This is a genomic window from Ancylobacter terrae (genome assembly GCF_045108345.1).
GTDB lineage: Bacteria > Pseudomonadota > Alphaproteobacteria > Rhizobiales > Xanthobacteraceae > Ancylobacter.
Genome location: NZ_JBJGXH010000001.1, coordinates 2,546,630 through 2,570,602 on the forward strand (window position 1 = coordinate 2,546,630; position 23,973 = coordinate 2,570,602).

A 23,973-nucleotide genomic window follows, 5' to 3' on the forward strand; every position below is an offset into this window, starting at 1 on the left:
GCAGGGCGGGCTCTGTTTATGGGATGGAATCGGCGCGGATTTGGCCGTGTGGCGAGGAGCCGCGAATAGCATGGCCGGAACCTGCAACTCAGGATTTCAACTCCGGCAAGCCTATCCTTGAAGTGTGACCCTGCGGATAAAATTCCTATGTTCGCCGCAACGCGAAAAATTCAAGCTATTGAAAAGTATAAGTAATCTACATCGACCTGAAACGCTCACCGTCGGAACGCGGCCGTTCCTAGGAATTTTATCCGCATGCCGGCGGGACGCCCGACACTGCGTTGTCTGTCGCTCCGGAGTCCTACAGATGCGTTTTCCGTCGCAACGTCGCCCGCACCTGCGCTTCATGCGCCTCGATCGGCGGGACGACCTGATCACAGCCCATGTCCGCGCAGTGGCCGCGTTCGTCGGGACCAATCCGGCGGAGCGTCAGGCTGATGCAATCCGCCGCCTGCTGCGCGCCGAACGGCGTGCGGCGCTCCGCGGCACCGGCTATGACGCCGCCCGGCATGCGGCGCTGCGCCGGCTTCTCGCGGCGCAGCCTTGCATGACCGGCGGGGGCGTCCGCCTTGCGGGACCGCCGCACCTGGACGCGCAACCGCGCAAGGCGGCGAAGGATCAAATCAACGCGTCGAACGCCGACGCTGCTGACCCAGCCCCATCTGCTTGGCGAGAGCCGAGCGCGCCGTGGCGTAGCTGGGAGCCACCATCGGATAGTCCGCCGGCAGGCCCCACTTCTCGCGATACTGCTCGGGAGTGAGATTGTACTGCGTCCGCAGATGCCGCTTCAGCGACTTGAATTTCTTGCCGTCCTCGAGGCAGATGATGAATTCCGGCGTCACGGATTTCTTGATCGGAACGGCCGGCTTCAACGGTTCGACGTGCGGCTCCGTCTCGCCCTGACCGATTCGAAGCAGGGCGGTATGGACGTCGCGGATCAGGCTCGGCAGGTCGCCGACCGGGACCGAATTGTTGCTGACATAGGCGGCCACGATGTCGGCCGCGAGTTCGATATGGCTGGTCGTGTCGGTGAGATCGCTCATGGCTCGTTCTGCGGTGAGAATGGGGTGGAGCGCCGGAATGGCCCGCGCGCATGAGATGACCATGCTGCGGCGTTATCGACGCGTACGGGATCGTGATAGAACGTTCCGACTTGATAATGCCAATAGAGTTTCTCGCGGCAAATCACAAGTAATTTTGGCGACACGCGTGGTTGGCGAGGGTGGACAACAGCCCGATCCGGTCACTCCGCCAGAGCCAACATTGCGCAGAACAAGCTTGCTGGCTATTTGAATTGCCGTGAACAGGGACGAGCCATGCTAAGGCTGCCGAACGGACGCTCGCGCCTAGCATTTCCTGCAGCACTGCGCTTGACATTTCCAGCCAAGAGTACCGGCTTCGCGACATCAACGGCGCCGGTCGTATCGGACACTCCCGCAATGCCCCGGAACCGAGCATGACCCGACAGAACCCGACGACGTCCCATCTTCCCAAGGTGCGCCATCTTCACGGCGAGACGCTGGTTGATCCCTTCGACTGGCTGCGCGCGGAGAACTGGCGGGACGTCATGCGCGATCCCGCGCAGCTCGCCCCCGACATTCGCGCGTTTCTCGACGAGGAGAATCAGCGGGCGTCGGCGTGGTTCGAACCGCTGGCGGCGCTGCGGGTGGAACTCGTCGGCGAAATGCGCGGGCGAATCAAGGAAGACGACTCCTCCGTGCCGTCCACCGATGGCCCCTACGCCTATTTCACCCGCTTCCGCCAGGGCGGACAGCACCCCCTCTATTGCCGGCGTGCCGAGCCGGACGGCGCTGAAGTCCTGTTGCTCGACGGCGATCTGCTTGCCGTCGACAAAGCGTACTTCCAGCTCGGCGAGGTTCGCCACGCTCCCGACCACACGCGGGTGCTCTGGACAGCGGACGAGGCCGGCTCCGAATCCTATACGCTGCGCATCCGTGACCTCGCATCGGGCGACGACCTTGCCGACGTCATTCCCGATACGACGGGGAGTGCGCTGTGGAGCCGTGACGGGCGGCATCTGTTCTATGTCCGCCGGGATGAAGATCATCGGCCCAGCTTCGTCTACCGTCACGCGCTGGGCAGCGATCCGGCTGCGGACATTCTGATCTACGAGGAGCCGGACAAGGGATTCTTCGTCTCGCTCGGCCAGACCCAGTCAGGTCGGTTCGGGATGATCGAGTGCGGCGACCATGAGACGGGCGAAGTCCACCTGATCGATCTGACAGATTGCCTCGCCCCTGCGCGCCTTGTGGCCCCGCGGGAGACCGGCGTGCGCTACGCGGTCGAGCATCATCCTGACCTGCACGGGCAGGACATGCTCGTCATCGAAACCAATGCGGGCGGGGCCGAGGACTTCAAGCTCGTGGTCGCGCCACTGGCGGCACCGCAGCGGGAAAACTGGCGCGATCTCGTGCCCCACCGCCCCGGCTGCATGATCCTCTCGCACGCCGCGTTCCGCGACCATCTGGTCCGGCTGGAGCGCGAGGAGGGGCTGCCGCGGATCATCATACGCACGCTCGCCGATGATCGCGAACACGCCATCGACTTCGACGAGGAAGCCTACTCGCTGGGGTTCGACCCCGGATTCGGCTTCGACAAGACATTGATCCGCTTCACCTACTCGTCGATGACGACCCCGACCGAAGTCTGGGACTACGACATGGCGAGCGGCCAACGGTGGCTGCGCAAGCGCCAGGACGTGCCGTCGGGTCATGATCCGGAGCGCTACGTCACCCGCCGCCTGATGGCGACGGCACCGGACGGCGAGACGATTCCGGTCTCGGTCCTCCATGCCCGTCAGACGCCGCTCGACGGCACCGCGCCGTGCCTGCTCTACGGCTATGGCGCCTATGGCATCTCGATCCCCGCATCCTTCTCCACCTCGCGGCTGTCGCTGGTCGATCGCGGCTTCGTGTTCGCCATCGCCCATATCCGCGGCGGCACGGAGAAGGGGTGGCGCTGGTACCGCGAGGGCAAGCTTGCGGCGAAGACCAACAGCTTCACCGACTTCATCGCCGTGGGCGAGCATCTCGTGGAGCATCGTCTCGTCTCACCGACCCGTATCGTCGCCCATGGCGGCTCGGCGGGGGGCATGCTGATGGGCGCGGTTGCGAATCTGCGACCCGACCTCTTCGCCGGCATCATCGCCGAGGTGCCCTTCGTCGACGTGCTGAATACGATGCTCGACGACTCGTTGCCGCTCACCCCGCCCGAATGGCCGGAGTGGGGCAACCCGATCCTCGATCCCGACGCGTTCCAGCGTATCCGCTCCTACTCGCCCTACGACAATGTCGAGGCGAAGGAGTATCCGGCGATCTTTGCTCTTGCCGGCCTCACCGATCCGCGCGTGACCTATTGGGAGGCCGCCAAATGGGTGGCACGGCTGCGGGCGACCAAAGCCGGCGCTCACCCGCTTCTGCTGCGAACGAACATGGAAGCCGGCCACGGCGGCGCCTCGGGCCGCTTCGACCGGCTCGAAGAGACGGCCCTCGTCTATGCGTTCGCGCTGGCCTGCACGGGTACCGTCCCCGTGGCCTGACGCTCACTCCGACTGGCGCTTGGCGGCCTCGCTGGCCGCCACGTGCTCACGCAACTCCGCCAGCGAGGCGAAGGTGAGGATGCCGTCTGGCATTTCCGCCTGGATGGAGCCGTCCGAGTAGAGCGTATAGGCCATGCCGCCGATCATCCCGGCCTTGAGGATGGTGACGGGCGGCGGCGCCTTCGGCCCACGCCGCGGTTCGGGACGGGGGCCTTCCGGGACGTCCGACAGGAAACGCTCCTCGTGCGAGTCGAAGCGGCGCGGCTCGGGCGGGATCTGCACGGGCTCCGGCGGCAGTTCGCGTACGACCTGCTGCTCCTCGATATCGATCTCAAGAAAATCCGGCTCGAGCGCCGCAGGCGGCTCCGGGAGGCGGGGCGGCGACACCACGGGCGGCCGTGCCGCAGGCGCGGCGGGAAGCTCCGGTCCCTGGCGCTCGGCGGGGTGCGTGCTCTCCGGCCAGTCGACAGCCTCCGGCTCGCGTCGCGCCGGGGAACGGCCGGCTTCCGGCCCGGGCGCGGGCTGGGCCGAGGCCGACCTGCGGACCGGTACCGCCGGCGGCACAACGGGCGGTGCAACCGCTTCGGCATCTGGCTCACGCTTGCGCCGGAACCACGACGGCAGAAGCGTTTCGTCCTCGTCGGCCTCGGCAGGCGTCGGCTCGGCGACCGGGGACGCCACCGGCCTGCGGGCCGGCTTCGGCTCGACCGCCGGAGTGGGGAGCGGATCGGGGGTACGGGGCTCGCTGCGGCTCTTTGCAGGTTTTGCGACCGGCTTGCTGACGGGAACCGCGACCGGCTCCTCCGCCTCGTCCTCGAACCGATCGAAAGCGTCGACATCGTCCTCGAATCGGCCCGCGCCCTCGAGCTTGTGGGAAATCCGGTGCAACACCCGAAGTATCAGGCCGAGAACGGCGATGATCATGCCACCGACAAAGGCAATGCCGCCGGTGGTCGCCAGCGCATTCCCAAAGGTCGACTGGTATATCGCGAGACCATTGACGACGGCCGCGACGCCCAACGCCGCCACCGCGATACCGATCCCGATGATCACAGCACCCATACGACACCCCACCGGATCGATACGTTGCCGATCCCTTGTTGCGGCGCCCGATCGTCACCGGACGCCTCTGTTTCCTTCAATGCGCCGATCGGCGATCAGCGCATCCGATTCCACCATAGAGCGTAGCTATCAACCTAGATTCATACTGCATATATATGAATGGGGACATTCGATAGCCGTGCGGTTGTTACGCTGCCGTTCTGGACTTATCTAATCCGGTGTTGCACCTCGTCGACGCCCTCGGGCATCGAACGGGGAGGCCGTGTGGCCGGAGCGTTTCCGGGCGCGGTGCAGCCCCGGGTTTCACTTGCGGAGATAGATCCGATGTCCTTCACGCTTCCCGACCTGCCCTACTCCTATGACGCGCTGGCGCCCTACATGTCGCGCGAGACGCTCGAATATCATCACGACAAGCATCACCTCGCCTATGTGAACAATGGCAACAACCTTCTGAAGGGGACCGAATTCGAGGGCAAATCCCTCGAGGAGATCGTCAAGGGTTCCTATGGCAAGAATGCCGGCTTGTTCAACAATGCCGGCCAGCACTACAACCACCTGCACTTCTGGAACTGGATGAAGCCGAACGGCGGCGGCGCCATTCCCGGCGCCCTCGAGAAGAAGATCATCGAGGACATCGGCTCGGTGGAGAAGTTCAAGGAGGACTTCGTCCAGGCCGGCGTCACCCAGTTCGGTTCCGGCTGGGCGTGGCTGGCGGTGAAGGACGGCAAGCTGTTCATCGCCAAGACGCCGAACGGCGAGAGCCCGCTGGTTTCCGGCGCGACCCCGATCCTCGGCGTCGATGTATGGGAGCACTCCTATTACATCGACTACCGCAACCGCCGCCCCGACTACCTCAAGGCGTTCGTCGAGAACCTGGTGAACTGGGACTACGTCGCCGAACTCTATTCCAAGGCGGCCTGACCCTCTCGTCGGCAATTCTGTTGCAAAGGCGCCGGCCCGCCAGTCGGCGCCTTTGTCACATCCGGATCAGCCGGCATAGGGCCGGCGCGGCGGCTTCTGGTTGCTCAGGATGCAGTAATCGGCCCAGAAATTGTACTGGAAGGTCGAGCGCCACTGGTAGAGCCAGTTTTCGCACTGCGCCTTGGTGGTGAAGCAGCCATCGACGGTGCGGGTCTGCAGGAACTCGTAGATTCCCACCTGCCGCTGGCCGGTGAAATGTCCATACCAGAGCTTCGAGGGCGGGATCTTCTGCGCCATCGCCGCGCAGTTCCCACCGGGAAACGCGCCGGTGAATTCGTAGGCGCCCACCGGCTGCCCGCCAAAAGCAGCGATACCGGTCGCCAGCGCCAGACCGCCAAGCATCAGTCGTCCTGCCCGCATTCCCGCCTCCTCGACAGTTCGGGCGCACATGGCGCCAGCGATCATCATACGCCGGGCAGGCCGCGTGCGTCAGATCCAGCGCATCAGCTTGAAGAGGGCAGTCAGTCCGATGCCGCCGATCAGGACGATCACACTCACCATCCAGAAGCCGCCGGTGTCGTCGGCGAACGGAATACCCTCGACATTCATGCCGAGCAGGCCGGTGATGAGCGTCAGCGGCGCGAAGACCGCCGTGACGACCGCGAGAATCAGCATGGAGCGGTTCATCTGCTCGGCGCGGCGCTCGACCATCTGGTCGTAGATCACCGCCGCCCGCTCGCGCACCGAATCGAGCTCCTCCGCGAATCGCGAGACGCGATCGGCGGCCTCGCGCAGCCGGTGGCGGTCGCGCTGGCCGAGCCAATCGGCATCTTCCAGCGAGAAATGGTTCAGCGCCTCGCGCTGGGGGGCGATGTGACGGCGCAGCAGGATCGCCACGCGACGCAGTTCGGCGATCCGCTTGCTGAGATTGGACAGGCCGGCGCTCCAGACGCTCTCCTCGATCTCGTCGGCCTGCTCGGACAGTACGGTGACGACGGTGTCCATGCGATCGACCAGGCGCATCGAGATATCGGCCACGAACTCGCCCGGCGTGCGCGGTGCGCGCCCGCGCAGGATCGCGTCCTCGAAATCGCCGATCGCCGAGAGCTGGCGCTTGCGCAACGACACGATCCGGTGCGGCTCGACCCAGATGCGAACGGAGTGCATCTCGTCGGGCAGCGAATAGGGCATCAGGTTGACGCCCCGCAGGTTGAGCAGCGCGCCCTCATCGAACAGCACGCAGCGCGGACGCGTCTCCTCGGCCACGAGCGATTCGACGATGGACGGATCGATGCCGCTCGCACCGACCAGCCAGGGCTGCTGCCGGTTCTCGAAAAGCTGGAGGTGGATCCAGATGAATCCTTCCTGCGACGGCTCCGGCTGGCGAATCTCCGGCCAGCCCGCGCGCCGCGCGCCGCCGCGGCCGTCGAACACCCAGGCCGTCACCAGACCGTCAACGTCGAAATCGGCCACGCGGCGCCTCCCCGGGAGTGAATGCGGGATGAATGATATTCGGGCTGATTGTTCAAGATGATGAACCTGGACCAACGCGCGGTTCAGCTTCGATTGCGGGGGTGGAAGCTAACGTCACGTCATGATCAGTCACCGACCGATCAACCCGACACCCACCCGATCCGGAGGATCGTCATGACCCGCTTCGCTCCCGTCGCCAAGGCTGCTCTCGCCGCCCTCGCCCTCGCCGCCGGTCTCACCCTCGCCGCCTCTCCCGCCTCGGCCGGCCGTCACTATTACGGCTATTACGGCCCCGGCTACTATTATGGCCCGAGCTACAACGGCGCGGCCGTCGCCGCCGGCGTCGCCGGAGGGCTCATCGTCGGCGGCATGGCCGCGGCGGCCTACAACGCGCCGCGTTGCTGGATGGAGACCCGCAAATTCTACACCAAGAAGGGCAACGTCTATTTCCGCGACGTGCGCGTCTGCCGCTGACGGCCGCAACCGTCACGGCTGCCCCAGCGCGTCGGCTTCATCGGGCCGGCCAACCTTGACGATGCCGCTGGTGTCGAGTTGTCCCAGGGCATCGACGAGCGAGACGCCACCGACCACGAGATCGGGTGCGATCTCGGCCAGCGGCACCAGCGCAAAGGCCCGCTCCATCATGCGCGGATGCGGGATTTCGAGGTCGGGCTCCGCGACGATGTCGTCGCCATAGAGCAGGATGTCGATATCGATGGTGCGCGGCCCGAAGCGCACTTCGCGCGTGCGATCACGGCCGAAGGCGTGCTCGACGCCGAGCAGCATGTTGAGCAGTTCGCGCGGCGACAGGTCCGTCTCCACGGCCACGACGAGGTTCAGGTACGGGCCCTGCGGCACCGGCCCCCAGGGCGACGTCTCGTAGAGCGACGACCGGGCGATGATCTTCAGGCCGATCCGGGCGATGAGTCCGACCGCTTTCGCCATGGTGCCGGCGCGGTCCCCGAGATTCGAGCCGAGGCACAGATAGGCGACGACCTTGCGCGCCTCGCGCGGGCGGCGGATGAAGAATTCAGGCGGCACGGAGGATCGCCTCCGTCACCCGGGCGGCCTGCACATGCGCCGCCACGTCGTGCACGCGGATGATGGCGCAGCCGGCGGCGATGCCGAGCACGTTCGAGGCGATGGTGCCGGGCAGCCGCTCGGCGGGCGTCGTCTCGATCACCTTGCCGATCAGCGACTTGCGCGAGGTGCCGAGCAGCAGCGGGAAGCCGAGCCGCTCGCCAATCATGCGTAGCGAGGCGATCGCCGCCAGGTTCTGCTCGAAGGTCTTGCCGAAGCCGATGCCGGGATCGAGCACGATACGCTCGGCGCGGATGCCGGCGATCGCCGCACGCTCCAGCGCCCGCTCGAAAAAGCCGATCACATCGGCGACGATGTCGAGCGCCGGGTCGACGACATCGCGGTTGTGCATGGCGACGATGGCGGCATCGTGCGCCGCGACGACGCGTGCCATGTCGGGATCGCCCATCAGGCCCCAGATGTCGTTGACGATGGCGGCGCCCCGCGCCAGCGCGGCTTCCGCGACCTTCGCCTTCTGCGTGTCGATGGAGATCGGCACGCCAATGTCGCCTGCCAGCGCGTCCAGCGCCGGCAGGACGCGGGCGAGTTCCTCCTCAAGCGGCACCGTGACATGGCCCGGACGGGTCGATTCGCCACCGATGTCGAGGATGTCGGCGCCCTCTCCCACCAGGCGACGCGCATTCGCGACGGCGTCGGCGAGGGCGGCGCTGCGGCCACCATCCGAGAACGAATCCGGCGTTACGTTGAGGATGCCCATGATCAGCGTCCGCCCGCCGAAATCGAGCGTGCGTCCGCGCGCATCGAGGCGGCGTGTCGTCGGGGGCTGGAGCGCGGCCATATCGTCACCGGGGCATTGCAGACGGCCCCAAATTGCGCGGCTCGACGCCGAACGCAAGCGCGGCGCGCGCACAGGGCCGCGAATCGATCACGTCGCCACCCGCCTCCCCCGCTTGCGGAACGCGCCCCGCCTGCGCTCTATAGGCGGCGCCGCGTCCTGAGCACGGGAGATTCACATGTCGGGTGACGTCGACGGCAAGATCTATGTCGGCAAGAGCGTGAAGCCCGAATATCTCACGCTGAAGCTCGCCAACCGCCACGGCCTCGCCACCGGCGCCACCGGCACCGGCAAGACGGTGACGCTGCAGACGCTGGCGGAAGGCTTCTCCCGGGCCGGCGTGCCGGTCTTCGCCTCCGACATCAAGGGCGACCTCTCCGGCGTCGCCATGCCCGGCGAGGGACAGGAGTGGATCCTCAGCCGCTATGAGGAACTCGGCGTCGAATATACGCCCGACGAGTTCCCGGTCGTGTTCTGGGACCTGTTCGGGGAGCAGGGCCATCCGGTCCGCGCCACCGTATCGGAGATGGGGCCGCTGCTGCTGGCGCGGCTGATGAACCTGAACGATATCCAGGAAGGCGTGCTCAACGTCGTCTTCCGTGTTGCCGACGAACAGGGCCTGCTGCTGCTCGACCTCAAGGACCTCCGGGCGATGCTGGCCTTCGTGGCCGAGAATGCGTCGAGCCTCACCACCACCTATGGCAACGTCTCGGCCGCGACGGTCGGTGCCATCCAGCGCGCTCTGCTGGTGCTGGAGAATCAGGGGGCCGACAAGTTCTTCGGCGAGCCGGCACTGAAGATTTCGGACCTGATGCGGGTCGACCGGCGTTCCGGCTACGGCACCATCAACCTGCTCGCCGCCGACAAGCTGATGGCCAGCCCGCAGCTCTACGCCTCGTTCCTGCTCTGGCTGCTGTCCGAGCTGTTCGAGGCGCTGCCCGAGGTGGGCGACCCCGACAAGCCCAAGCTCGTCTTCTTCTTCGACGAGGCGCACCTGCTGTTCAACGAGGCGCCGAAGGCGCTGCTGCAGAAGGTGGAGCAGGTGGTCCGCCTGATCCGCTCCAAGGGCGTCGGCGTGTATTTCGTCACCCAGAACCCGCTGGACGTGCCCGACAGCGTGCTCGCCCAGCTCGGCAACCGGGTGCAGCACGCGCTGCGCGCCTTCACGCCGCGCGACCAGAAGGCGGTGAAGGCCGCGGCCGACACATTCCGCCCGAACCCGAATCTCAACACCGCCCAGGTCATCACCGAACTCGGCAAGGGCGAGGCGCTGATCTCGATGCTGGAGGGCAACGGCACGCCATCCATGGTCGAGCGCACGCTGATCTGCCCGCCCTCCGCCCGGGTCGGACCGATCACGGCGGAGCTGCGCAAGGTGGCGATCGAACGCTCGCCGCTCGCCGGCGTCTACGACACGACGGAGGATCGCGAATCGGCCTTCGAAATGCTGGCGAAGCGTGCGCAGGAGGCCGCCGACAAGGCGGGGCAGGCCGGCGCGGCGGCCAAGCCCGGCGGCAAGGAGGTGGCCGAGGCGGATTCCGGCGGCGGCGGCATCCTCGACAGCGTGCTCGGCGGCATCTTCGGCACGCCGTCCAAGACCCGCGGCCGCATGAGCGTCGGCGAGCAGGTCACGCGGCAGGTCGCGCGCTCGGTGACGACGCAGGTGACCAACCAGATCACCAGGGCGATCCTGCGCGGCGTGCTCGGCGGCATGTCGCGCAAATAGCCCCGTCCCACAATCAAGCATCCCGGCCGCAGGCGTAGCCGAGGATCCGGGATACCTCTCGCTTTCACGGACCCTCCCGGATCGGCTTTCGGCCCTCCGGGATGACGGAAACAATAGAAAACGGAGCCAGCCATGGCCGATCTCGACCGCGTCCTCGCCGCCGTGGATGCCGATCTCGACGCCAGCCTCGAGCGGCTGTTCGACTTCCTGCGCATCCCCTCGATCTCGACCGACAGCGCCTATGCGGCCGAATGCCGCCGCGCCGGGCAGTGGCTGGTCGAGGATCTCGGCTCGCTCGGTTTCGCCGCGACGCTGAACGAGACGCCCGGCCATCCGGTCGTCACCGCCCGCAGCGGCGGCGATGCGGCCCGCCGGGTGATGTTCTACGGCCATTATGACGTGCAGCCGGTGGACCCGCTGGCGCTGTGGGAGAGCCCGCCCTTCGAGCCGCGCATCGCGAGCGCACCGGACGGGACGAAGCGGATCGTCGCGCGCGGCTCGGCCGACGACAAGGGCCAGATCATGACCTTCGTCGAGGCCTGCCGGGCCTTCAGGAAGGTGACCGGCAGGCTGCCGGTCGAGGTCACCTTCCTGCTGGAGGGCGAGGAGGAATCCGGTTCGCTCAACCTGCCGCCCTTCGTCGCCGCGCACAGGGACGAGCTCGCCGCCGATCTCGCCCTCGTCTGCGACACCGGCATGTGGGACGCGGCGACGCCGGCGATCACCGTGTCGCTGCGCGGGCTGGTGCACGACGAGATCGTCGTTCACGCCGCCAATCGCGACCTGCATTCGGGCTATTACGGCGGCGCCGCGCGTAACCCGCTGCATGTGCTCGCGAAGATCATCGGCGAGGTCCACGACGCCGACGGGCGCGTCACCATCCCCGGTTTCTATGACGACGTCCGCGAGACGCCCGATGCGGTGAAGGCGCAGTGGGAATCGCTCGGGTTGACGCCTTCGAAGTTCCTCTCCCCGATCGGCCTGTCGATCCCCGCCGGCGAGACGGGCCGTTCGATCATCGAGCTGACCTGCGCCCGCCCGACCTTCGAGGTCAACGGCATGTGGGGCGGCTATATCGGCGAAGGCGGCAAAACGGTGATTCCCTCGATCGCCACCGCCAAGATCTCCTGCCGCCTGGTCGCCGACCAGAATCCCGCTCATGTCCGCGATGCGGTGCGGGCCTTCTTCCGCGCCCGAATTCCGGCGGACTGCTCGGTCGAGTTCAAGGGCGGCGAGGGCAACCCGGCCGTGGCGGTGAACCACGACAGCCCGGACCTGCGCGCCGCCTCGGCCGCGCTGGCGGCGGAATGGGGCCGACCCGCCGTGGTGATCGGCTCGGGCGGCTCGATCCCGATCGTCGGCCAGTTCAGGAAAGTGCTGGGCCAGGACACGCTGCTCGTCGGCTTCTCGCTGGAGGACGACCGCATCCACTCACCGAACGAGAAATACGACCTCACCTCGTTCCACAAAGGCATCCGCAGCTGGGTGCGGATTCTGGCCGCGCTCGCCTCATAGGCCGCACCCGAAGCGTCACGTCTGACCACTCGCAAGGCGCCGTGCGCGGTGCCTCACCGACGCATGGGCCATCGCGATTCGCGGCAATTGTGGCGCGAGCTCGGCTTTTCCATGAAACGCTGCATGAATTGTGGCTGAACGACCGTGTCAGAAGTCGTTCAGTCCGCGGCCGCTAGCGTTTGGCTCATCAACGACGGCGACCGGCAGCGGTCTCTGCTTCCCGATCGGCCCATGGACCCTCCGGAGCCTGCGTAGCGATGGTCGTTTTCGGAGTTTCAGGTGCTCGACGCTGGCCGGGATCGTCCACGAGCCTGCCTCCCCGCCAACGCGCCATAGCCTCGCCACAACTGTCTCCGCCCCGCTTCGCATCCGCCTTTTCGTCGGCGCGTCCTCGTTATCGAGACCGCTGACAGACGCCAACGGCACGGCCGGGGGGCGCGTGCCGGCCGGCTCCGTTCCGTGATCGAGTGATCGGTCGAGACGACGGAGCCGGCGCCCTTCGCAACGACTTGCCGCGGTCCGAACCCGCGGCAGGCCATGTGGGCGAACGGCTGTGGCCACCCGGCGATGCGCCGGTCTATGGTGTCCGCACCAAGGATTGGAGCGAGCACGATGGCAGCGGCAAACTGGTCTCCGACATGGACGTTCTTCGATGGAGACTGGCGCGAGGGCAATGTTCCCATCATGGGCGTGCGCACCCACGCGGCCTGGCTGGGCACCTCGGTCTTTGACGGCGCGCGCGCCTTTGAAGGTGTGATGCCGGACCTCGAACGGCACATGGCCCGCGTCAACCGCTCGGCCGTGGCCATGGGTCTTCAGGCCACCGTTCCGGTCGAGCGCTGGGTTGAACTCGCCTGGGAAGGCATGCGGCGCTTTCCGGCCGACCGGGCGCTTTACGTCCGCCCCATGTACTGGGCCGAGTCCGGGGGCGCCCGCACGGTCGAGGCCGATCCCGCGTCGACCCAATGGTGCCTCAGCCTCTATGAGGCGCCGATGCCCCAGCCGACCGGCATGTCGATCACGCTGTCCCCGTTCCGTCGGCCGACGCTGGAATGTGCGATGACGGACGCGAAGGCCGGCTGCCTCTATCCCAATAACGGCCGTGCCCTGACGGATGCGAATCGTCGCGGTTTCGACAACGCCGCGCTGTGCGATTTCCTCGGCAACGTTGCCGAGCTTGCGACGGCCAATGTCTTCATGGCCCGCGACGGCGTGGTCTTCACTCCCGCCTCGAATGGCACCTTCCTCGCCGGCGTCACGCGGTCGCGGGCCATCGAGCTGATGCGCGGGGATGGTATCGAGGTGCGCGAGATTCCGCTACGGTGGAGCGATTTCCAGCGGGCCGACGAGGTATTCTCGACCGGCAACTATTCGAAGGTGGTGCCGATCACCCGCGTCGATGATCGCTCGCTGCAGCCCGGCCCGCTGTTCCGGCGCGCGCGCGAGCTTTACTGGGACTTCGCGCACACGGGAAACTGACGGCGCAGCGCCCTCCCCGCAGACGGGGAGGGCCGGCCGAATCCTCATCACATCTTGAAGCGATTGGCCCAGTCGTCGATCTGGCGGTTGGCCTCGTCCTTGGCCAAGCCGTAGCGCTCCTGAAGCACGCCTTCCAGTTCCTGCCGCTTGCCGTTCATGCGGGCGAGGTCGTCATCGGTCAGCTTGCCCCACTGCTGGCGCACCTGACCCTTGACCTGCTTCCAGTTACCTTCGATGCGGTCCCAGTTCATGACTTTGTCTCCTGTCGAATGGTCAATTGCGGCGCCTCGTCAGGTACCGTACTGGCTGCTAGCATCGCTTCGATAACGCCCCAGTCCGGAATTCGATCCATTCCGCCAGTCCGCCTCATCAGCAGCCCAGCCGGCAGCGGAAACCTGCCGGCATGAACGCGCCCAGATCCGATTACCGCGACCTCGTCGACGGCGTGCTGCAGGGGCGGAGGGCGAGCCTGGCGCGCGCCATCACGCTGGTGGAATCGCGGAAGGCGGAGCATCGCGAGAGCGCCGACGCGTTGCTGCAGGCAATTCTTCCCTACACCGGCAACGCCATACGCGTGGGAGTCACCGGGGTGCCGGGGGTGGGAAAGTCGACCACGATCGACGCCCTCGGCCATCATCTGATCGGTTGCGGCCATCGTCTCGCCGTGCTTGCGGTAGATCCTTCCTCCTCCCGCACAGGCGGATCGATCCTCGGCGACAAGACCCGCATGGCGCGGCTGGCGACGGAACCGCACGCCTATGTGCGCCCCTCACCGGCGGGTTTATCCCTCGGAGGTGTCGCGGCGCGGACACGCGAAACTCTGCTGCTGTGCGAGGCCGCAGGGTTCGATGTGGTGCTGGTCGAGACCGTGGGTGTCGGCCAATCGGAAACGGCGGTCTGCGACATGACCGATACGTTCCTCGTCTTGATGCTGCCCGGTGCGGGCGATGAGTTGCAGGGAATCAAGAAGGGCGTGCTGGAACTCGCGGACATCGTTGCGGTGAACAAGGCCGATGGCGACAACCGCTCCCGCGCGCTCGCCGCGGCGGGCGAGTATCGCGCCGCCTTGCATGTGCTCGGCGGTCGCGAGCCGCATTGGTCGCCGCCGGTGCTGACCTATTCCGGCCTGACCGGCGAGGGGATCGCCGACCTCTGGAGCCAAATTCGGCTCCACCGTGAACGGTCGCAGGCCGCTGGCGCGCGGACCGCCCGGCGCAGCCAGCAGCAGGTGAAGTGGATGTGGACCCTGCTCGACGAGCGCCTGCGTGCCCGCCTGCGCGACGACCCGGTACTGCGCGCCCGGATTCCGGTGATCGAGACGGACGTCGCAGCCGGCCGGCTGGCGCCTTCGCGCGCGGCCGAGGAGATCGCGCTGGGGCTTCGCCTGTGACCACCGCCGGACAATACGTCAAATGACGGTGCCGCGGGCGACGGAACCGGTAATGTTATCCCACTGCCCGCATCGGTCACGGCCGATGAACGGGGCTGAATCCATGCATGTCGCGGAAAGACCGAATACGATGAGTTTCGACGCCCGTCAGCCACTGAACGGCTGCAGGATCTTCATTCTGGAGGACGAGCCTTTGGTGGCGATGATGGTCGAGGCCATGATCGAGGAGTTGGGAGCGGAGGCCGTGTCGACGGCCAGCCGGGTCGACGAGGCTCTGGCCTTCATCGCGGCCGAAACCGTCCGCATCGATGCCGCCCTGATCGACGTGAATGTGGGCGGCCAGCGCAGCTATGATGTCGCTCATGCGCTCGCGGCACGGGCAATCCCGTTCGTGTTCGCGAGCGGCTATGACGATGCCTCGTTCCCTGAGGAATGGCGGCAACTTCCGCGCCTCGGCAAGCCCTTCCAACTGAACGAACTCGAAGCGGCCCTGCTTCAAGCGATCGGTACCGGGACACGCGGCCGGGAGGTCGGCTAGCCGATGCGCGTGCTGGTGACCGGCTTCGGACGTTTTCCGGGCGCGCCGGTCAATCCCACCAGCACCCTTGCCCGTGAGATGGCACGGCGGCGCCGTCTCATATCCCGCGGGATCCATGTCGAGTCCCGCATATTGCCGACCGAGTGGGCGATACTCGACGCGTTCGATGCCCATCTCGCAGCGTCGCGGCCCGATATCGTCCTGATGCTGGGCCTTGCCGCGCGACGGCGGCATGTCTCCATCGAGCTGTGGGCCGCGAATGCCGCCTCGCGTTCGCCGGATGCCGCGCGACGTCACGCGCCGGGGCGGGCGCTGGTGACCGGCGGTCCGGGGCGACGGCCCTGCGCGGCGCTACCGGCAGCCCTGCTCCACGCTCTGCGATTGGCCCGCCTTCCCGCGGGCCTCTCGCGCGACGCCGGGCGCTACCTGTGCAATGCCCTCGCCTATCGTGCCTACGCCAGCGTAGGAGCGAGAGGACGCCCGGCCCGCGCCGTTTTTGTACACATACCGCCTCCGGTGCGGGCTGGAATCGGTCTTCCGGCCCTGTTGCGCGGCCTTGAAGATATTGTCATGGCGCTTGCGGCTCAGCTCAGGGCTGCTCCTTCACGCTGATCTCGATCGATGCATACCAGGCGGCGAGATTGGCGATGGCGTCGTCGGTGATGTTCTGCGTGACGACGGTCATCATCTCGTTCTTGCGGGCGCCGGAACGGAAATCCTCCAGCGCCTTGACGAGATACATCTCGACCTGCCCGGCGAGGTTCGGCGCCTCGGGATGCTGGGACATGCCGTTGGCGCCGTGGCACACGGCACACTGACCGGACGCCGCGGCGCGACCGGCCACGGGGTCGCCGGCCCATGCGCGGGAAGGCAGGCCCGCCGCGAGTGCGGCCGTGACGAGCAATCCCGTCAGAAACGCAGATACGGTCTTCATCACGATTTCCCGCGCTCGCCCCCCGACCGCCGGGCCCATGCCGGCGGCCGGGATACGCGTAGCGACTGTCAGTTGTTGCCGTAGGAGATGCGATAGATCGCACCGGCCATATCGTCGGAGACCAGCAGCGAACCGTCATTCAGCACCGCCACCGAGGCGGGGCGCCCGAGATATTCGCCATTGGCCGTCAGCCAACCCTCGGCGAAGGGTTCCGTGCTCTTGGCGGTGCCGTCGTCGTTCAGCGTGGTGAACATGACCCGCGCGCCGACCGGCTTGGTGCGGTTCCATGAGCCATGCTGCGCCGAGAAGATGCCGCCGCGGTATTTCGCCGGGAACTGGCTGCCGGTGTAGAACGCCATGCCAAGATCGGCAGCATGTGCCGCCATCTCGATCTGGGGCTTCACGGCATCGGCCGGGGGAGTCTGGTCCTTGTACTCGACGGTGCGGACGCTGCCGCCGCCGTAATAGGGGAACCCGAAGGTCTGTCCGGCCTTCACCGCGCGGTTGAGCTCGCCCGGTGGGATGTCGTCGCCCATCCCGTCCACCTGATTGTCGGTGAACCACAGGGTCTTGTCCTTCGGGTTGAAATCCATGCCCACGGAGTTGCGAATGCCGGTGGCATAAACTTCGCGGTTCTTGCCGTCGCGATCGAACCGCACGATGCCGCCGATGCCGACCTTGTTGTAGAGATCCATCTTCTCGGGCGGGAAGACATTGAAGGGCTGGCCAAGGCTCACATAGAGCTTGTCGTCCGGCCCGATGCGGCAGATGCGGGCGGTGTGGTTGTAGGACTCTTCCGCCTTGGGAATCAGATCGCCCTGCTTCACCACGTTGAAGGCGGCGACATCGGGCCCCTCGTAGAAGAACTCGGCGGCCGGGAACAGCAGGACGCGGTTCTGCTCGGCCACGAACAGGAAACCGTCCTTCGAGAAGCACACGCCATTCGGCAGTTTGAACTGCACGGAGGGCGCGAACACCTTGACCTCGTCGGCCACGCGGTCCTTGTCGCGGTCGGTCACCGCCCAGACCTTGGACTTGCGGGTTCCGACGAAGACGACGCCGGCATTGGGGCCGACCGCCATCTCGCGCGCATCCGGCACGATGGCATAGAGCGAAATCTTGAACCCGTCGGGCAGCTTGATGCCCGCGAGCGTCTTGTTGAACGCCGCTGCGCGGGGACCGGTCTGCGGCACCGTCTCCATCTCCATCGACGCGCCGGTCGACTGGAAGTTGGACAGCTTTTCCATGTTGTCGGTGGATTGGGCGAAAGCGGGAAGCGCCACACCCGCGAGCGCCCACGCCAAGATTCCAGCCGCCGCTTGGCTGCGGCGCCGTGTATAGGACATTGACTCCTCCCACGATGAACCAGGCCTCGATCGGGCCCGTTGACGGATGTCACGCTAACATGGCGGGCGATAACGTTAAGTCAGCTCCTATGCCCTATCTTCAAATATTTCTGAAATCCATTTGAGTGTAACATTATAATACTACATTATCCTCGCTTCAGACTGCGTGTTGCAGTGCGGTCGCTGCCAATACCTCGCGCCAGCACCGAAACCCAACGTCAGGTCGGAGGGCGTCCGGCGAACGTTCACGTCCGATCGAAGGGAAAGGCCGCGCATCGGCAAAAATGCTGCTAAAGCGGTCGGCAGTGCTCCACAGCGGTCGTTGGCTCCATCCCGTGACCATCTATCTGCCGATCGCCGAAATCCCGCTGAACATCTTCACCCTGCTGGCGCTCGGCATGGCGGTGGGCTTCATCTCGGGCATGTTCGGCGTCGGTGGCGGCTTCCTGATGACACCCCTGCTGGTGTTTCTCGGCATAGGGCCGGCCGTCGCCGTCGCTACCGTGTCGACGCACATGGCGGCGTCATCCTTCTCGGGAACGTTGACCTACATGCGTCGACGGATGGTCGACCTGAAACTTGGTTTTCTGCTGACGGCAGGCGGCTTTACCGGTACTATGATAGGTGTTTTGGCGTTCCGGTGGTTGCGTCAGTACGGTCAGCTCGATCTGGTGATTGCGCTGTCCTACATCACGCTGCTCGGTACGATCGGGTCGCTGATGGTGATCGAGGGCGTGCGCGCGCTGATCCGCAGCCGCACGGGCGGCCCGGCGCAGGTCCGCCGGCCCGGCACGCACGCCTGGTTCACGCGGCTGCCGTTCAAGGTGCGGTTCCGGCAGTCGCGCATCTATGTCTCGATCATCCCGGTGGTCGCGATCGGCCTCGTCATCGGCCTTCTCGGCGCGCTGATGGGCATCGGCGGCGGCTTCATCCTGGTGCCGGCGCTGATCTACCTGCTGCGGGTGCCGACCCTCACGGCGATCGGCACCTCGCTGCTGCTGACCCTCGTGACCATGGTCGCGGCGACGGTGATGCATGCTGTCGCGAACCAGACCGTGGACGCGATTCTCGCGCTGGTTCTGATGGTTGGCGGGACGATCGGGGCGCAGTTCGGCGCCCGCGCCGGGCAGTCGGTGCGGGCCGAGCACCTGCGGCTGCTGCTGGGGCTGCTGGTGCTGATGGTGGGGCTGCGGGTCGCCTACGACCAGATCATGCCGCCGGCCGACCCCTACTCAGTCGCGATCGACGAGGCGGCGCGATGATCGCCCGCCTCGTCCTGCTCGCCGGTCTCGCCGCGGCGGCGGTCGGCGCCCTGCCGGCGCGGGCGGACGATCTCGTCCTTTCCCTTTCGAAACAACGCGTTACCATCACCTCCAGCTTCACCGGCGACGACCTCGTGCTGTTCGGCGTGGTCCCGGGCGACCTCGTTCCCGCCGACGCCCCGCTCGACGCCGTGGTGACCGTGCGGGGCCCGGGGCGTGACTTCGTCACCCGCCGCAAGGAGCCGCGCTTCGGGCTCTGGATGAACGTCGACAGCCGCGCCTTCCTCGGCGCGCCCGCCTATCTCGCCGTGCTAAGTAACCGTCCCGTCAGCGAAATCGCCGACGCCGAGACGCGCCGGCAGGAGCAGCTGGGGCTGGCGGACAACCGCTTCCTGCAGCGGATCGGGACCGATTTTGCCGATGTCGTGCCGCACGACCCGTTCCGGCAGGCGTTCCTGCGGGTGAAGGAGGCGCAGGGCCTCTACTACGAGCGTACCGCGGGGGTCGCCTTCATCGCCCCGCATGTGTTCCGGGCGGCGATCCCGATCCCCGGAACGGCGCCGGTCGGGACCTATGAGGTTTCCGTAAAGCTGTTCCAGAACAAAGAGATGATCGGGCGCGGCTTCGCCTCCTTCACGGTCGGGAAAACCGATTTCGAGGAAACGGTCGCGGTCGCGGCGCGCGATCACAGCGTGTTCTACGGCCTCGCCACCGCGCTCGGCGCGCTGCTGATCGGCTTCATCGGCAACATCGCCTTCCGCCGCGATTGAGGCCGTTTCCGCACTGACCCAGTCAGTGCGGTGAGGTGGATGGTGAGTGCGATCCGGACCGATCAGACCGATGCGATGAACGATGCGGCGGACGATGCGCGTCATGCGCCCCTCGCGCGCCGGTCGGCTCCATCCGGCGCCCCCATGCCCGCCGCGCGGCACCGCCGGTTTCAGAAATGGATGAACCCGAAGGCGACCGCCGCCAGCAGGCCGCCGGCGGCGAGGCCCGGCATGAGGTTCGCCCAGAAATAGAAGCCGCGCGGCCATTTCACCTGCGGCAGCCAGGCCGGCCGGGGCACGCGCGGGCGGCCGGGGTTGGCCTTCTCGCGCAATTCCTCCGCCAGCACGTCGCCGCGCTTGCCGCGCAGCCACGCCTTCTCGATCATCCACGCCTTGTCGTAGAGAAAAACCGACCAGTCGTAATAGTAGACGGTCAGTATCGCCGACCCGATGGAGATGACGATCGCCGAGACGCACAGCACCACGATGGTGAACTGGATGTCCTTGGTGAGGTCGAAGATGCTGGTCGTGCAGAAGACGCTGAGCGCGCCGAAGGCGAACAGGTTGTTGCGGGTGATCTCGAACAGGAAGCGGTCGGTGCTTTCGGCGAGGTCGAGGATGGATTTGAAATAGGTCAGCCCGTCCGTGCTGTTCATCCGCTCGGCGTGCGGGCGCAGCCCCGCGTCCCGCTCGATCTCGGCCGGCCCCTCGCGGCCCGTCTCGCCACTCATCACGCTCTCTCGCCCGCCCGGCCGCGCCGCTGCCCGACGCCGAGACTACCGGCAAGGCGGGGCGCCTGCTACCGCCATGGCAGCGTCTCCATTGAGGGGCCGGAGGGCTGTAACCTGCTTCAGCATCCTTCAGGACGTCTTGCTGTCGCCATGCTCCCGAGAACCTGTCGGCGCCTTCCCTCGAAGCACCGTCATCCGGGCCGGAGCCGTAGGCGAAGAGCCGGGATCGCTCGCCATGCTGGATGCGATCGCGGATACGGGATCGCTGGCCAGGGCACCCACGCGATCCCGGATACGGCCTGCGGCCGTTCCGGGATAAGGTCTCGGGGCCGGCTTCCAGACGGTCGCCGGCCCCTCCCCTACGCCACCGGCTCGGGGGCGAAGGCGACGCCGGCGGCTTCCAGCGCGGCGGCGGCGCGGAAGGCGGCTTCCTCCCGCCAGGGCGCGGCGACGAGCTGCACCGCGATCGGCAGCGGGCCGCCGCCGGGGATCGGCGCGGCGACCACCGGCAGGCCGATGAAGGAGAGCGGCTGGGTGTAGATGCCGATATTCGGCCGCACCAGCATTTCCTTGCCGTCCAGCACGAAGGTCTTCTGGCCGATCAGCGGCGCGGGCACCGGCGTCGCCGGGGCGATCAGCACGTCCCAATCCGCGAACAGCGCCGCGACGCGGTCGCGGTACCAGCGGCGGAACTTCTGCGCCTTGGCGATCCAGATGCCCGGCAGCACGGCGCCGGCGAGCAGGCGCTCGCGCACCGCCGGATCGAAATCGGCCGGGTGCTCGCGCAGCCGGTCGAGATGGAGCGCGGCGCCCTCGGCCATGGAGATGAGATAGGCGCCGGCCCGGGCGCGCTCGACCTCGGGGAACTCGACCGTCCCCGTGGCACCGAGCGCGGCGGCGGCGCGGGCGACGGCGTCATAGGCCTGCGGCGTGCCGGCGCGGGCGAACCAGCCGCCGAGCACGCCGATGCGCAGCCCCTGCGCGCCCTTGGCCAGCGCGGCGCTCACCGGCTCGGCGGGGCGGTCGGCGCTGGCGGGATCGTCCGGGTCGGGGCCGAGCATCGCATCGTAAGCGGCGGCGAGATCGGCGGTCGAACGGGCGAAGGGGCCGAGATGATCGAAGCTCGCCACGAAGGGGAAGCTGCGCGCCCGCGACAGCCGCCCATAGGTGGGCTTGATGCCGAAGGTGCCGCAGAAGGACGAGGGCACGCGGATCGAGCCGTTGGTGTCGGAGCCGAGCGCGATCGGCACCAGCTTGCCGCCCACCGCCGCGCCGGAGCCGCCGGAGGAGCCGCCCGACATGTGGGCGGGATCGTGCGGGTTGCGCGAGGGGCCCTCATGCAGGTTCTCGCCGGTGAAATCATAGGCGTATTCGCCCATGTTCAGCGCCCCGACGCAGACCGCCCCGGCGGCGGCCATGCGCTCCACCAGCGCGGCGTCTCGCGGGGCGGGAGCGTGGGCGCGGTTGATCTTCGAGCCGGCGAGCGTCGCCACGCCCTCGAGATCGAACAGGTTCTTGACGGCATAGGGCACCCCGGCGAGCGGGCCGACGGTCTCGCCCGCCACGATCGCCCGATCGATCGCAGCGGCCTCGGTCAGCGCGCGGGCGGCGGTGACCTCGGTGAAGGCGTTGAGCACCGGGTCGGCCGCGGCGATGCGGGCGAGGCAGGCTTCGGTGACGGCGCGGGCGGTGACGCGGCCGGCGCGGACGGCGCGCGCGATGGCAAGCGCATCGGCGGGATCGGGCATGGTGGTGACGGGTGTGGCGTTCACGGGCGGTACACCGGGGCGGGCTCCGCCTCGTCGGAGAGCGGGAAAGCGGTGATGAGGCCGGCGAGCTCGACCGCGATGGCGAGATGCATCAGCACCCGTGGGCGCAGCTCCGGCTCCAGCGGCAGCCCGACCAGCGCCAGGCCGGCATCGAGGAAAGCGCCGGGATCGGGCGCGGTGGCTTCGGGGGACGGGGCGGCGTCACGCGGCATGCGGGCGGTTCCTGTGCTGCCGGCGGGGGCCGGCGCGGGAGAGCATACAGAAACCGTGCCAGCGCGGCAGGGGCGCGCGGCCGGACCGTACCGGGAAGGCCTGCGCGACCGGGCGCGACGGTGTTGCCCACAGGGCGCGCAATGGCCTTGCAAAGCGGCGGCGGCCCAAGTAGGTTCCGCGCCGTCTTGGGCACGCAGCTGTAGCTCAGTTGGTTAGAGCGCCGGTCTGTGGAACCGGAGGTCGGTGGTTCGAGCCCACCCAGCTGTACCACGCACCCCCAAAGATGTTCTGCCGCTAATCGGGAACCGCGTCTCGCGGTGCCGGGGTGCCCGCTGACGCGCGGCATTGTTCACGGGGATGCGTTCCCCTAGGTTTGAGTCGGTGCGACGCCTTGCGGGGGTTCCTTGGCAATGGGCAAGAGCGACGATCGATCGCGCATCCGGCGCGAAATGGAGACCTCGAAGAAGCGGGGCGGCTATCTGCCGGACTCCAATCCCTACTCCGTCGCGCCCCGGTGGATGCCCTATTTCCTCGCCCGCATGTTCCAGTGGGTGATGGCGGCCAACGACAACAAGCCGGTGCGCAAGCGCAAGCGGCGGCGGGACTGACCCTCCCGGCGACGGGCGTCCGGCGCGCGGGTGTACCGGCGACGGACAGCGATACCGATCGCCCGCCGGCAGCGGTACGGGCCTCCCTTTCGCGCTCCGCCATGGAACCGTCGGCTCGCCTCACGCCTTGTCCGGGCAACGACAACCCTGGATCGCGCGGAGGAAACGCCATGAAAACGAGCCTGATCGCCCTGTCCCTGACGCTGCTCTGCGGCCCGGCGCTGGCCGGGCCCTGCACCGAACGCATCGCCGCGATGGAAAAGACGCTCGCCACGTCGGATGCCGGCTCCGGCCCGACCGCGGCCACCTCCGGCGACGTCACCGGCAGCGTTCCGGCGACGCCGCGCGAGGTGCCGAAGGCCGGGGAGGCTCCCGGCACCGGGGGCACCAGTTCGATGAACGCGGCGGTCGGCAACCGCGCGACCTCGCCCGGCGACGTGCGCGCGCAGACGCAAGGCGCGCCGACGGCGGCGCAGGCGGGCGACAACGCGGCGGCCGGCAACGCCGCGCGCGACCTCGGCAACGCGCTCGACACCGCCCGGCAGGCCGATGCGCGCGGCGATGCCGCGGCGTGCGGCAAGGCCCTCGACGATGCCTCGCGGCTGCTGAAGGGCTGATTCGCCCGGGCAATGGCGCGCGCAGCGGCTCGACGCCGGCGAGTCGGGCGGGGCGCGCCCCCCGGCTCGGAGAGAAGCGCCCTCCCCGCTCGCACAGACTGCGGGCGAGAGCGCGGGCCCTGCCCGCTCCGCTCGCACAGACTTGAAGGGCGCCGCCCCGCGCCGCGGCCTTAGGATGACGCTG

Annotated in this window: 26 protein-coding genes and 1 tRNA gene; 14 read left to right on the plus strand and 13 right to left on the minus strand. The window is 67.5% G+C overall.

What is annotated here, in order from left to right:
* Positions 1-301 precede the first annotated feature (301 nt).
* Positions 302-622 carry a hypothetical protein gene (locus ACEUEL_RS12330; protein ID WP_405705437.1) on the minus strand — a complete coding sequence of 107 codons (321 nt, stop codon included), beginning with the start codon at positions 620-622 and terminating at the stop codon, positions 302-304.
* 1 nt (position 623) lies between these two features.
* The gene (locus tag ACEUEL_RS12335) at positions 624-1,043 is read right to left on the minus strand and encodes a MucR family transcriptional regulator (RefSeq protein ID WP_405705439.1); all 420 of its coding nucleotides are present in this window, start codon (positions 1,041-1,043) and stop codon (positions 624-626) included.
* A gap of 413 nt (positions 1,044-1,456) precedes the next feature.
* On the opposite strand from ACEUEL_RS12335, the gene ACEUEL_RS12340 reads away from it, so the two are divergent.
* Positions 1,457-3,559: a S9 family peptidase gene (locus ACEUEL_RS12340; RefSeq protein ID WP_405705442.1), complete on the plus strand. Its 2,103-nt coding sequence runs from the start codon at positions 1,457-1,459 to the stop codon at positions 3,557-3,559.
* 3 nt (positions 3,560-3,562) lie between these two features.
* On the opposite strand, the gene ACEUEL_RS12345 is transcribed toward ACEUEL_RS12340, so the two are convergent.
* Complete coding sequence (locus tag ACEUEL_RS12345; protein ID WP_405705444.1) at positions 3,563-4,621, minus strand: hypothetical protein; 1,059 nt, start codon at positions 4,619-4,621, stop codon at positions 3,563-3,565.
* Positions 4,622-4,945: 324 nt separating this feature from the next.
* Here ACEUEL_RS12345 and ACEUEL_RS12350 point away from each other — a divergent pair, with 324 nt between their 5' ends.
* Positions 4,946-5,542 (plus strand): superoxide dismutase, encoded by a 597-nt coding sequence (locus tag ACEUEL_RS12350; protein ID WP_405705447.1) that lies wholly within the window; start codon positions 4,946-4,948, stop codon positions 5,540-5,542.
* Positions 5,543-5,608: 66 nt separating this feature from the next.
* On the opposite strand, the gene ACEUEL_RS12355 is transcribed toward ACEUEL_RS12350, so the two are convergent.
* Together ACEUEL_RS12355 and ACEUEL_RS12360 are read right to left on the minus strand one after the other, a co-directional pair.
* Positions 5,609-5,962: a hypothetical protein gene (locus ACEUEL_RS12355; RefSeq protein WP_405705449.1), complete on the minus strand. Its 354-nt coding sequence runs from the start codon at positions 5,960-5,962 to the stop codon at positions 5,609-5,611.
* Between the two features lie 69 nt (positions 5,963-6,031).
* A complete protein-coding gene (locus ACEUEL_RS12360) occupies positions 6,032-7,015 on the minus strand; it encodes a zinc transporter ZntB (RefSeq protein ID WP_405705452.1) in 984 nt (327 codons plus the stop codon).
* Between the two features lie 174 nt (positions 7,016-7,189).
* Here ACEUEL_RS12360 and ACEUEL_RS12365 point away from each other — a divergent pair, with 174 nt between their 5' ends.
* Positions 7,190-7,489 carry a hypothetical protein gene (locus ACEUEL_RS12365; RefSeq protein WP_405705454.1) on the plus strand — a complete coding sequence of 100 codons (300 nt, stop codon included), beginning with the start codon at positions 7,190-7,192 and terminating at the stop codon, positions 7,487-7,489.
* A gap of 12 nt (positions 7,490-7,501) precedes the next feature.
* Here the strand turns inward: ACEUEL_RS12365 and folK are convergent, their stop codons facing one another.
* Positions 7,502-8,056 (minus strand): 2-amino-4-hydroxy-6-hydroxymethyldihydropteridine diphosphokinase, encoded by a 555-nt coding sequence (gene folK, locus ACEUEL_RS12370; RefSeq protein ID WP_405705457.1) that lies wholly within the window; start codon positions 8,054-8,056, stop codon positions 7,502-7,504.
* A complete protein-coding gene (gene folP / locus ACEUEL_RS12375; protein ID WP_405705460.1) occupies positions 8,046-8,894 on the minus strand; it encodes a dihydropteroate synthase in 849 nt (282 codons plus the stop codon). Before folP ends, folK begins: the two co-directional genes overlap by 11 nt.
* A gap of 175 nt (positions 8,895-9,069) precedes the next feature.
* Here folP and ACEUEL_RS12380 point away from each other — a divergent pair, with 175 nt between their 5' ends.
* The 3 genes from ACEUEL_RS12380 (at position 9,070) to ACEUEL_RS12390 (ending at position 13,611) form a co-directional block, all read left to right on the plus strand.
* Positions 9,070-10,617 (plus strand): helicase HerA-like domain-containing protein, encoded by a 1,548-nt coding sequence (locus ACEUEL_RS12380; protein ID WP_405705463.1) that lies wholly within the window; start codon positions 9,070-9,072, stop codon positions 10,615-10,617.
* Between the two features lie 132 nt (positions 10,618-10,749).
* Positions 10,750-12,132: a dipeptidase gene (locus ACEUEL_RS12385; protein WP_405705466.1), complete on the plus strand. Its 1,383-nt coding sequence runs from the start codon at positions 10,750-10,752 to the stop codon at positions 12,130-12,132.
* 612 nt (positions 12,133-12,744) lie between these two features.
* Positions 12,745-13,611, plus strand: a complete 867-nt coding sequence (locus ACEUEL_RS12390; RefSeq protein ID WP_405706754.1) for a branched-chain amino acid aminotransferase — start codon at positions 12,745-12,747, stop codon at positions 13,609-13,611.
* 47 nt (positions 13,612-13,658) lie between these two features.
* Here the strand turns inward: ACEUEL_RS12390 and ACEUEL_RS12395 are convergent, their stop codons facing one another.
* A complete protein-coding gene (locus tag ACEUEL_RS12395; protein WP_405705468.1) occupies positions 13,659-13,862 on the minus strand; it encodes a CsbD family protein in 204 nt (67 codons plus the stop codon).
* Positions 13,863-14,014: 152 nt separating this feature from the next.
* Between ACEUEL_RS12395 and meaB the strand changes: the two genes are divergently transcribed.
* The 3 genes from meaB (at position 14,015) to ACEUEL_RS12410 (ending at position 16,151) form a co-directional block, all read left to right on the plus strand.
* A complete protein-coding gene (gene meaB, locus ACEUEL_RS12400) occupies positions 14,015-15,001 on the plus strand; it encodes a methylmalonyl Co-A mutase-associated GTPase MeaB (RefSeq protein ID WP_405705471.1) in 987 nt (328 codons plus the stop codon).
* A 130-nt stretch (positions 15,002-15,131) separates the two neighbouring features.
* Positions 15,132-15,539: a response regulator gene (locus ACEUEL_RS12405; RefSeq protein WP_405705474.1), complete on the plus strand. Its 408-nt coding sequence runs from the start codon at positions 15,132-15,134 to the stop codon at positions 15,537-15,539.
* Between the two features lie 3 nt (positions 15,540-15,542).
* A complete protein-coding gene (locus ACEUEL_RS12410) occupies positions 15,543-16,151 on the plus strand; it encodes a pyroglutamyl-peptidase I family protein (protein WP_405705477.1) in 609 nt (202 codons plus the stop codon).
* Here the strand turns inward: ACEUEL_RS12410 and ACEUEL_RS12415 are convergent.
* Positions 16,129-16,473 (minus strand): c-type cytochrome, encoded by a 345-nt coding sequence (locus tag ACEUEL_RS12415; RefSeq protein WP_405705479.1) that lies wholly within the window; start codon positions 16,471-16,473, stop codon positions 16,129-16,131. The genes ACEUEL_RS12410 and ACEUEL_RS12415 overlap by 23 nt on opposite strands.
* Positions 16,474-16,541: 68 nt before the next feature.
* Entirely contained in the window at positions 16,542-17,819 is a 1,278-nt protein-coding gene (locus ACEUEL_RS12420; RefSeq protein ID WP_405705482.1) for a PQQ-dependent sugar dehydrogenase, read from the minus strand.
* A gap of 335 nt (positions 17,820-18,154) precedes the next feature.
* Here ACEUEL_RS12420 and ACEUEL_RS12425 point away from each other — a divergent pair, with 335 nt between their 5' ends.
* Positions 18,155-19,081, plus strand: a complete 927-nt coding sequence (locus ACEUEL_RS12425; RefSeq protein ID WP_405705485.1) for a sulfite exporter TauE/SafE family protein — start codon at positions 18,155-18,157, stop codon at positions 19,079-19,081.
* Positions 19,078-19,851, plus strand: a complete 774-nt coding sequence (locus tag ACEUEL_RS12430) for a TIGR02186 family protein (RefSeq protein ID WP_405705488.1) — start codon at positions 19,078-19,080, stop codon at positions 19,849-19,851. Before ACEUEL_RS12425 ends, ACEUEL_RS12430 begins: the two co-directional genes overlap by 4 nt.
* Before the next feature lie 170 nt (positions 19,852-20,021).
* Here the strand turns inward: ACEUEL_RS12430 and ACEUEL_RS12435 are convergent, their stop codons facing one another.
* From ACEUEL_RS12435 to ACEUEL_RS12445, 3 genes are all read right to left on the minus strand, one after another.
* A complete protein-coding gene (locus ACEUEL_RS12435; RefSeq protein WP_405705491.1) occupies positions 20,022-20,582 on the minus strand; it encodes a hypothetical protein in 561 nt (186 codons plus the stop codon).
* A 359-nt stretch (positions 20,583-20,941) separates the two neighbouring features.
* Complete coding sequence (locus ACEUEL_RS12440) at positions 20,942-22,330, minus strand: AtzE family amidohydrolase (protein ID WP_405706756.1); 1,389 nt, start codon at positions 22,328-22,330, stop codon at positions 20,942-20,944.
* A gap of 20 nt (positions 22,331-22,350) precedes the next feature.
* Complete coding sequence (locus ACEUEL_RS12445; RefSeq protein ID WP_405705494.1) at positions 22,351-22,563, minus strand: DUF4089 domain-containing protein; 213 nt, start codon at positions 22,561-22,563, stop codon at positions 22,351-22,353.
* Positions 22,564-22,757: 194 nt separating this feature from the next.
* On the opposite strand from ACEUEL_RS12445, the gene ACEUEL_RS12450 reads away from it, so the two are divergent.
* From ACEUEL_RS12450 to ACEUEL_RS12460, 3 genes are all read left to right on the plus strand, one after another.
* A tRNA-His gene (locus ACEUEL_RS12450) sits at positions 22,758-22,834 on the plus strand.
* 140 nt (positions 22,835-22,974) lie between these two features.
* Complete coding sequence (locus ACEUEL_RS12455; protein ID WP_405705497.1) at positions 22,975-23,172, plus strand: hypothetical protein; 198 nt, start codon at positions 22,975-22,977, stop codon at positions 23,170-23,172.
* A gap of 170 nt (positions 23,173-23,342) precedes the next feature.
* Positions 23,343-23,789 carry a hypothetical protein gene (locus ACEUEL_RS12460; protein ID WP_405705499.1) on the plus strand — a complete coding sequence of 149 codons (447 nt, stop codon included), beginning with the start codon at positions 23,343-23,345 and terminating at the stop codon, positions 23,787-23,789.
* The last annotated feature ends 184 nt before the right edge of the window (positions 23,790-23,973 follow it).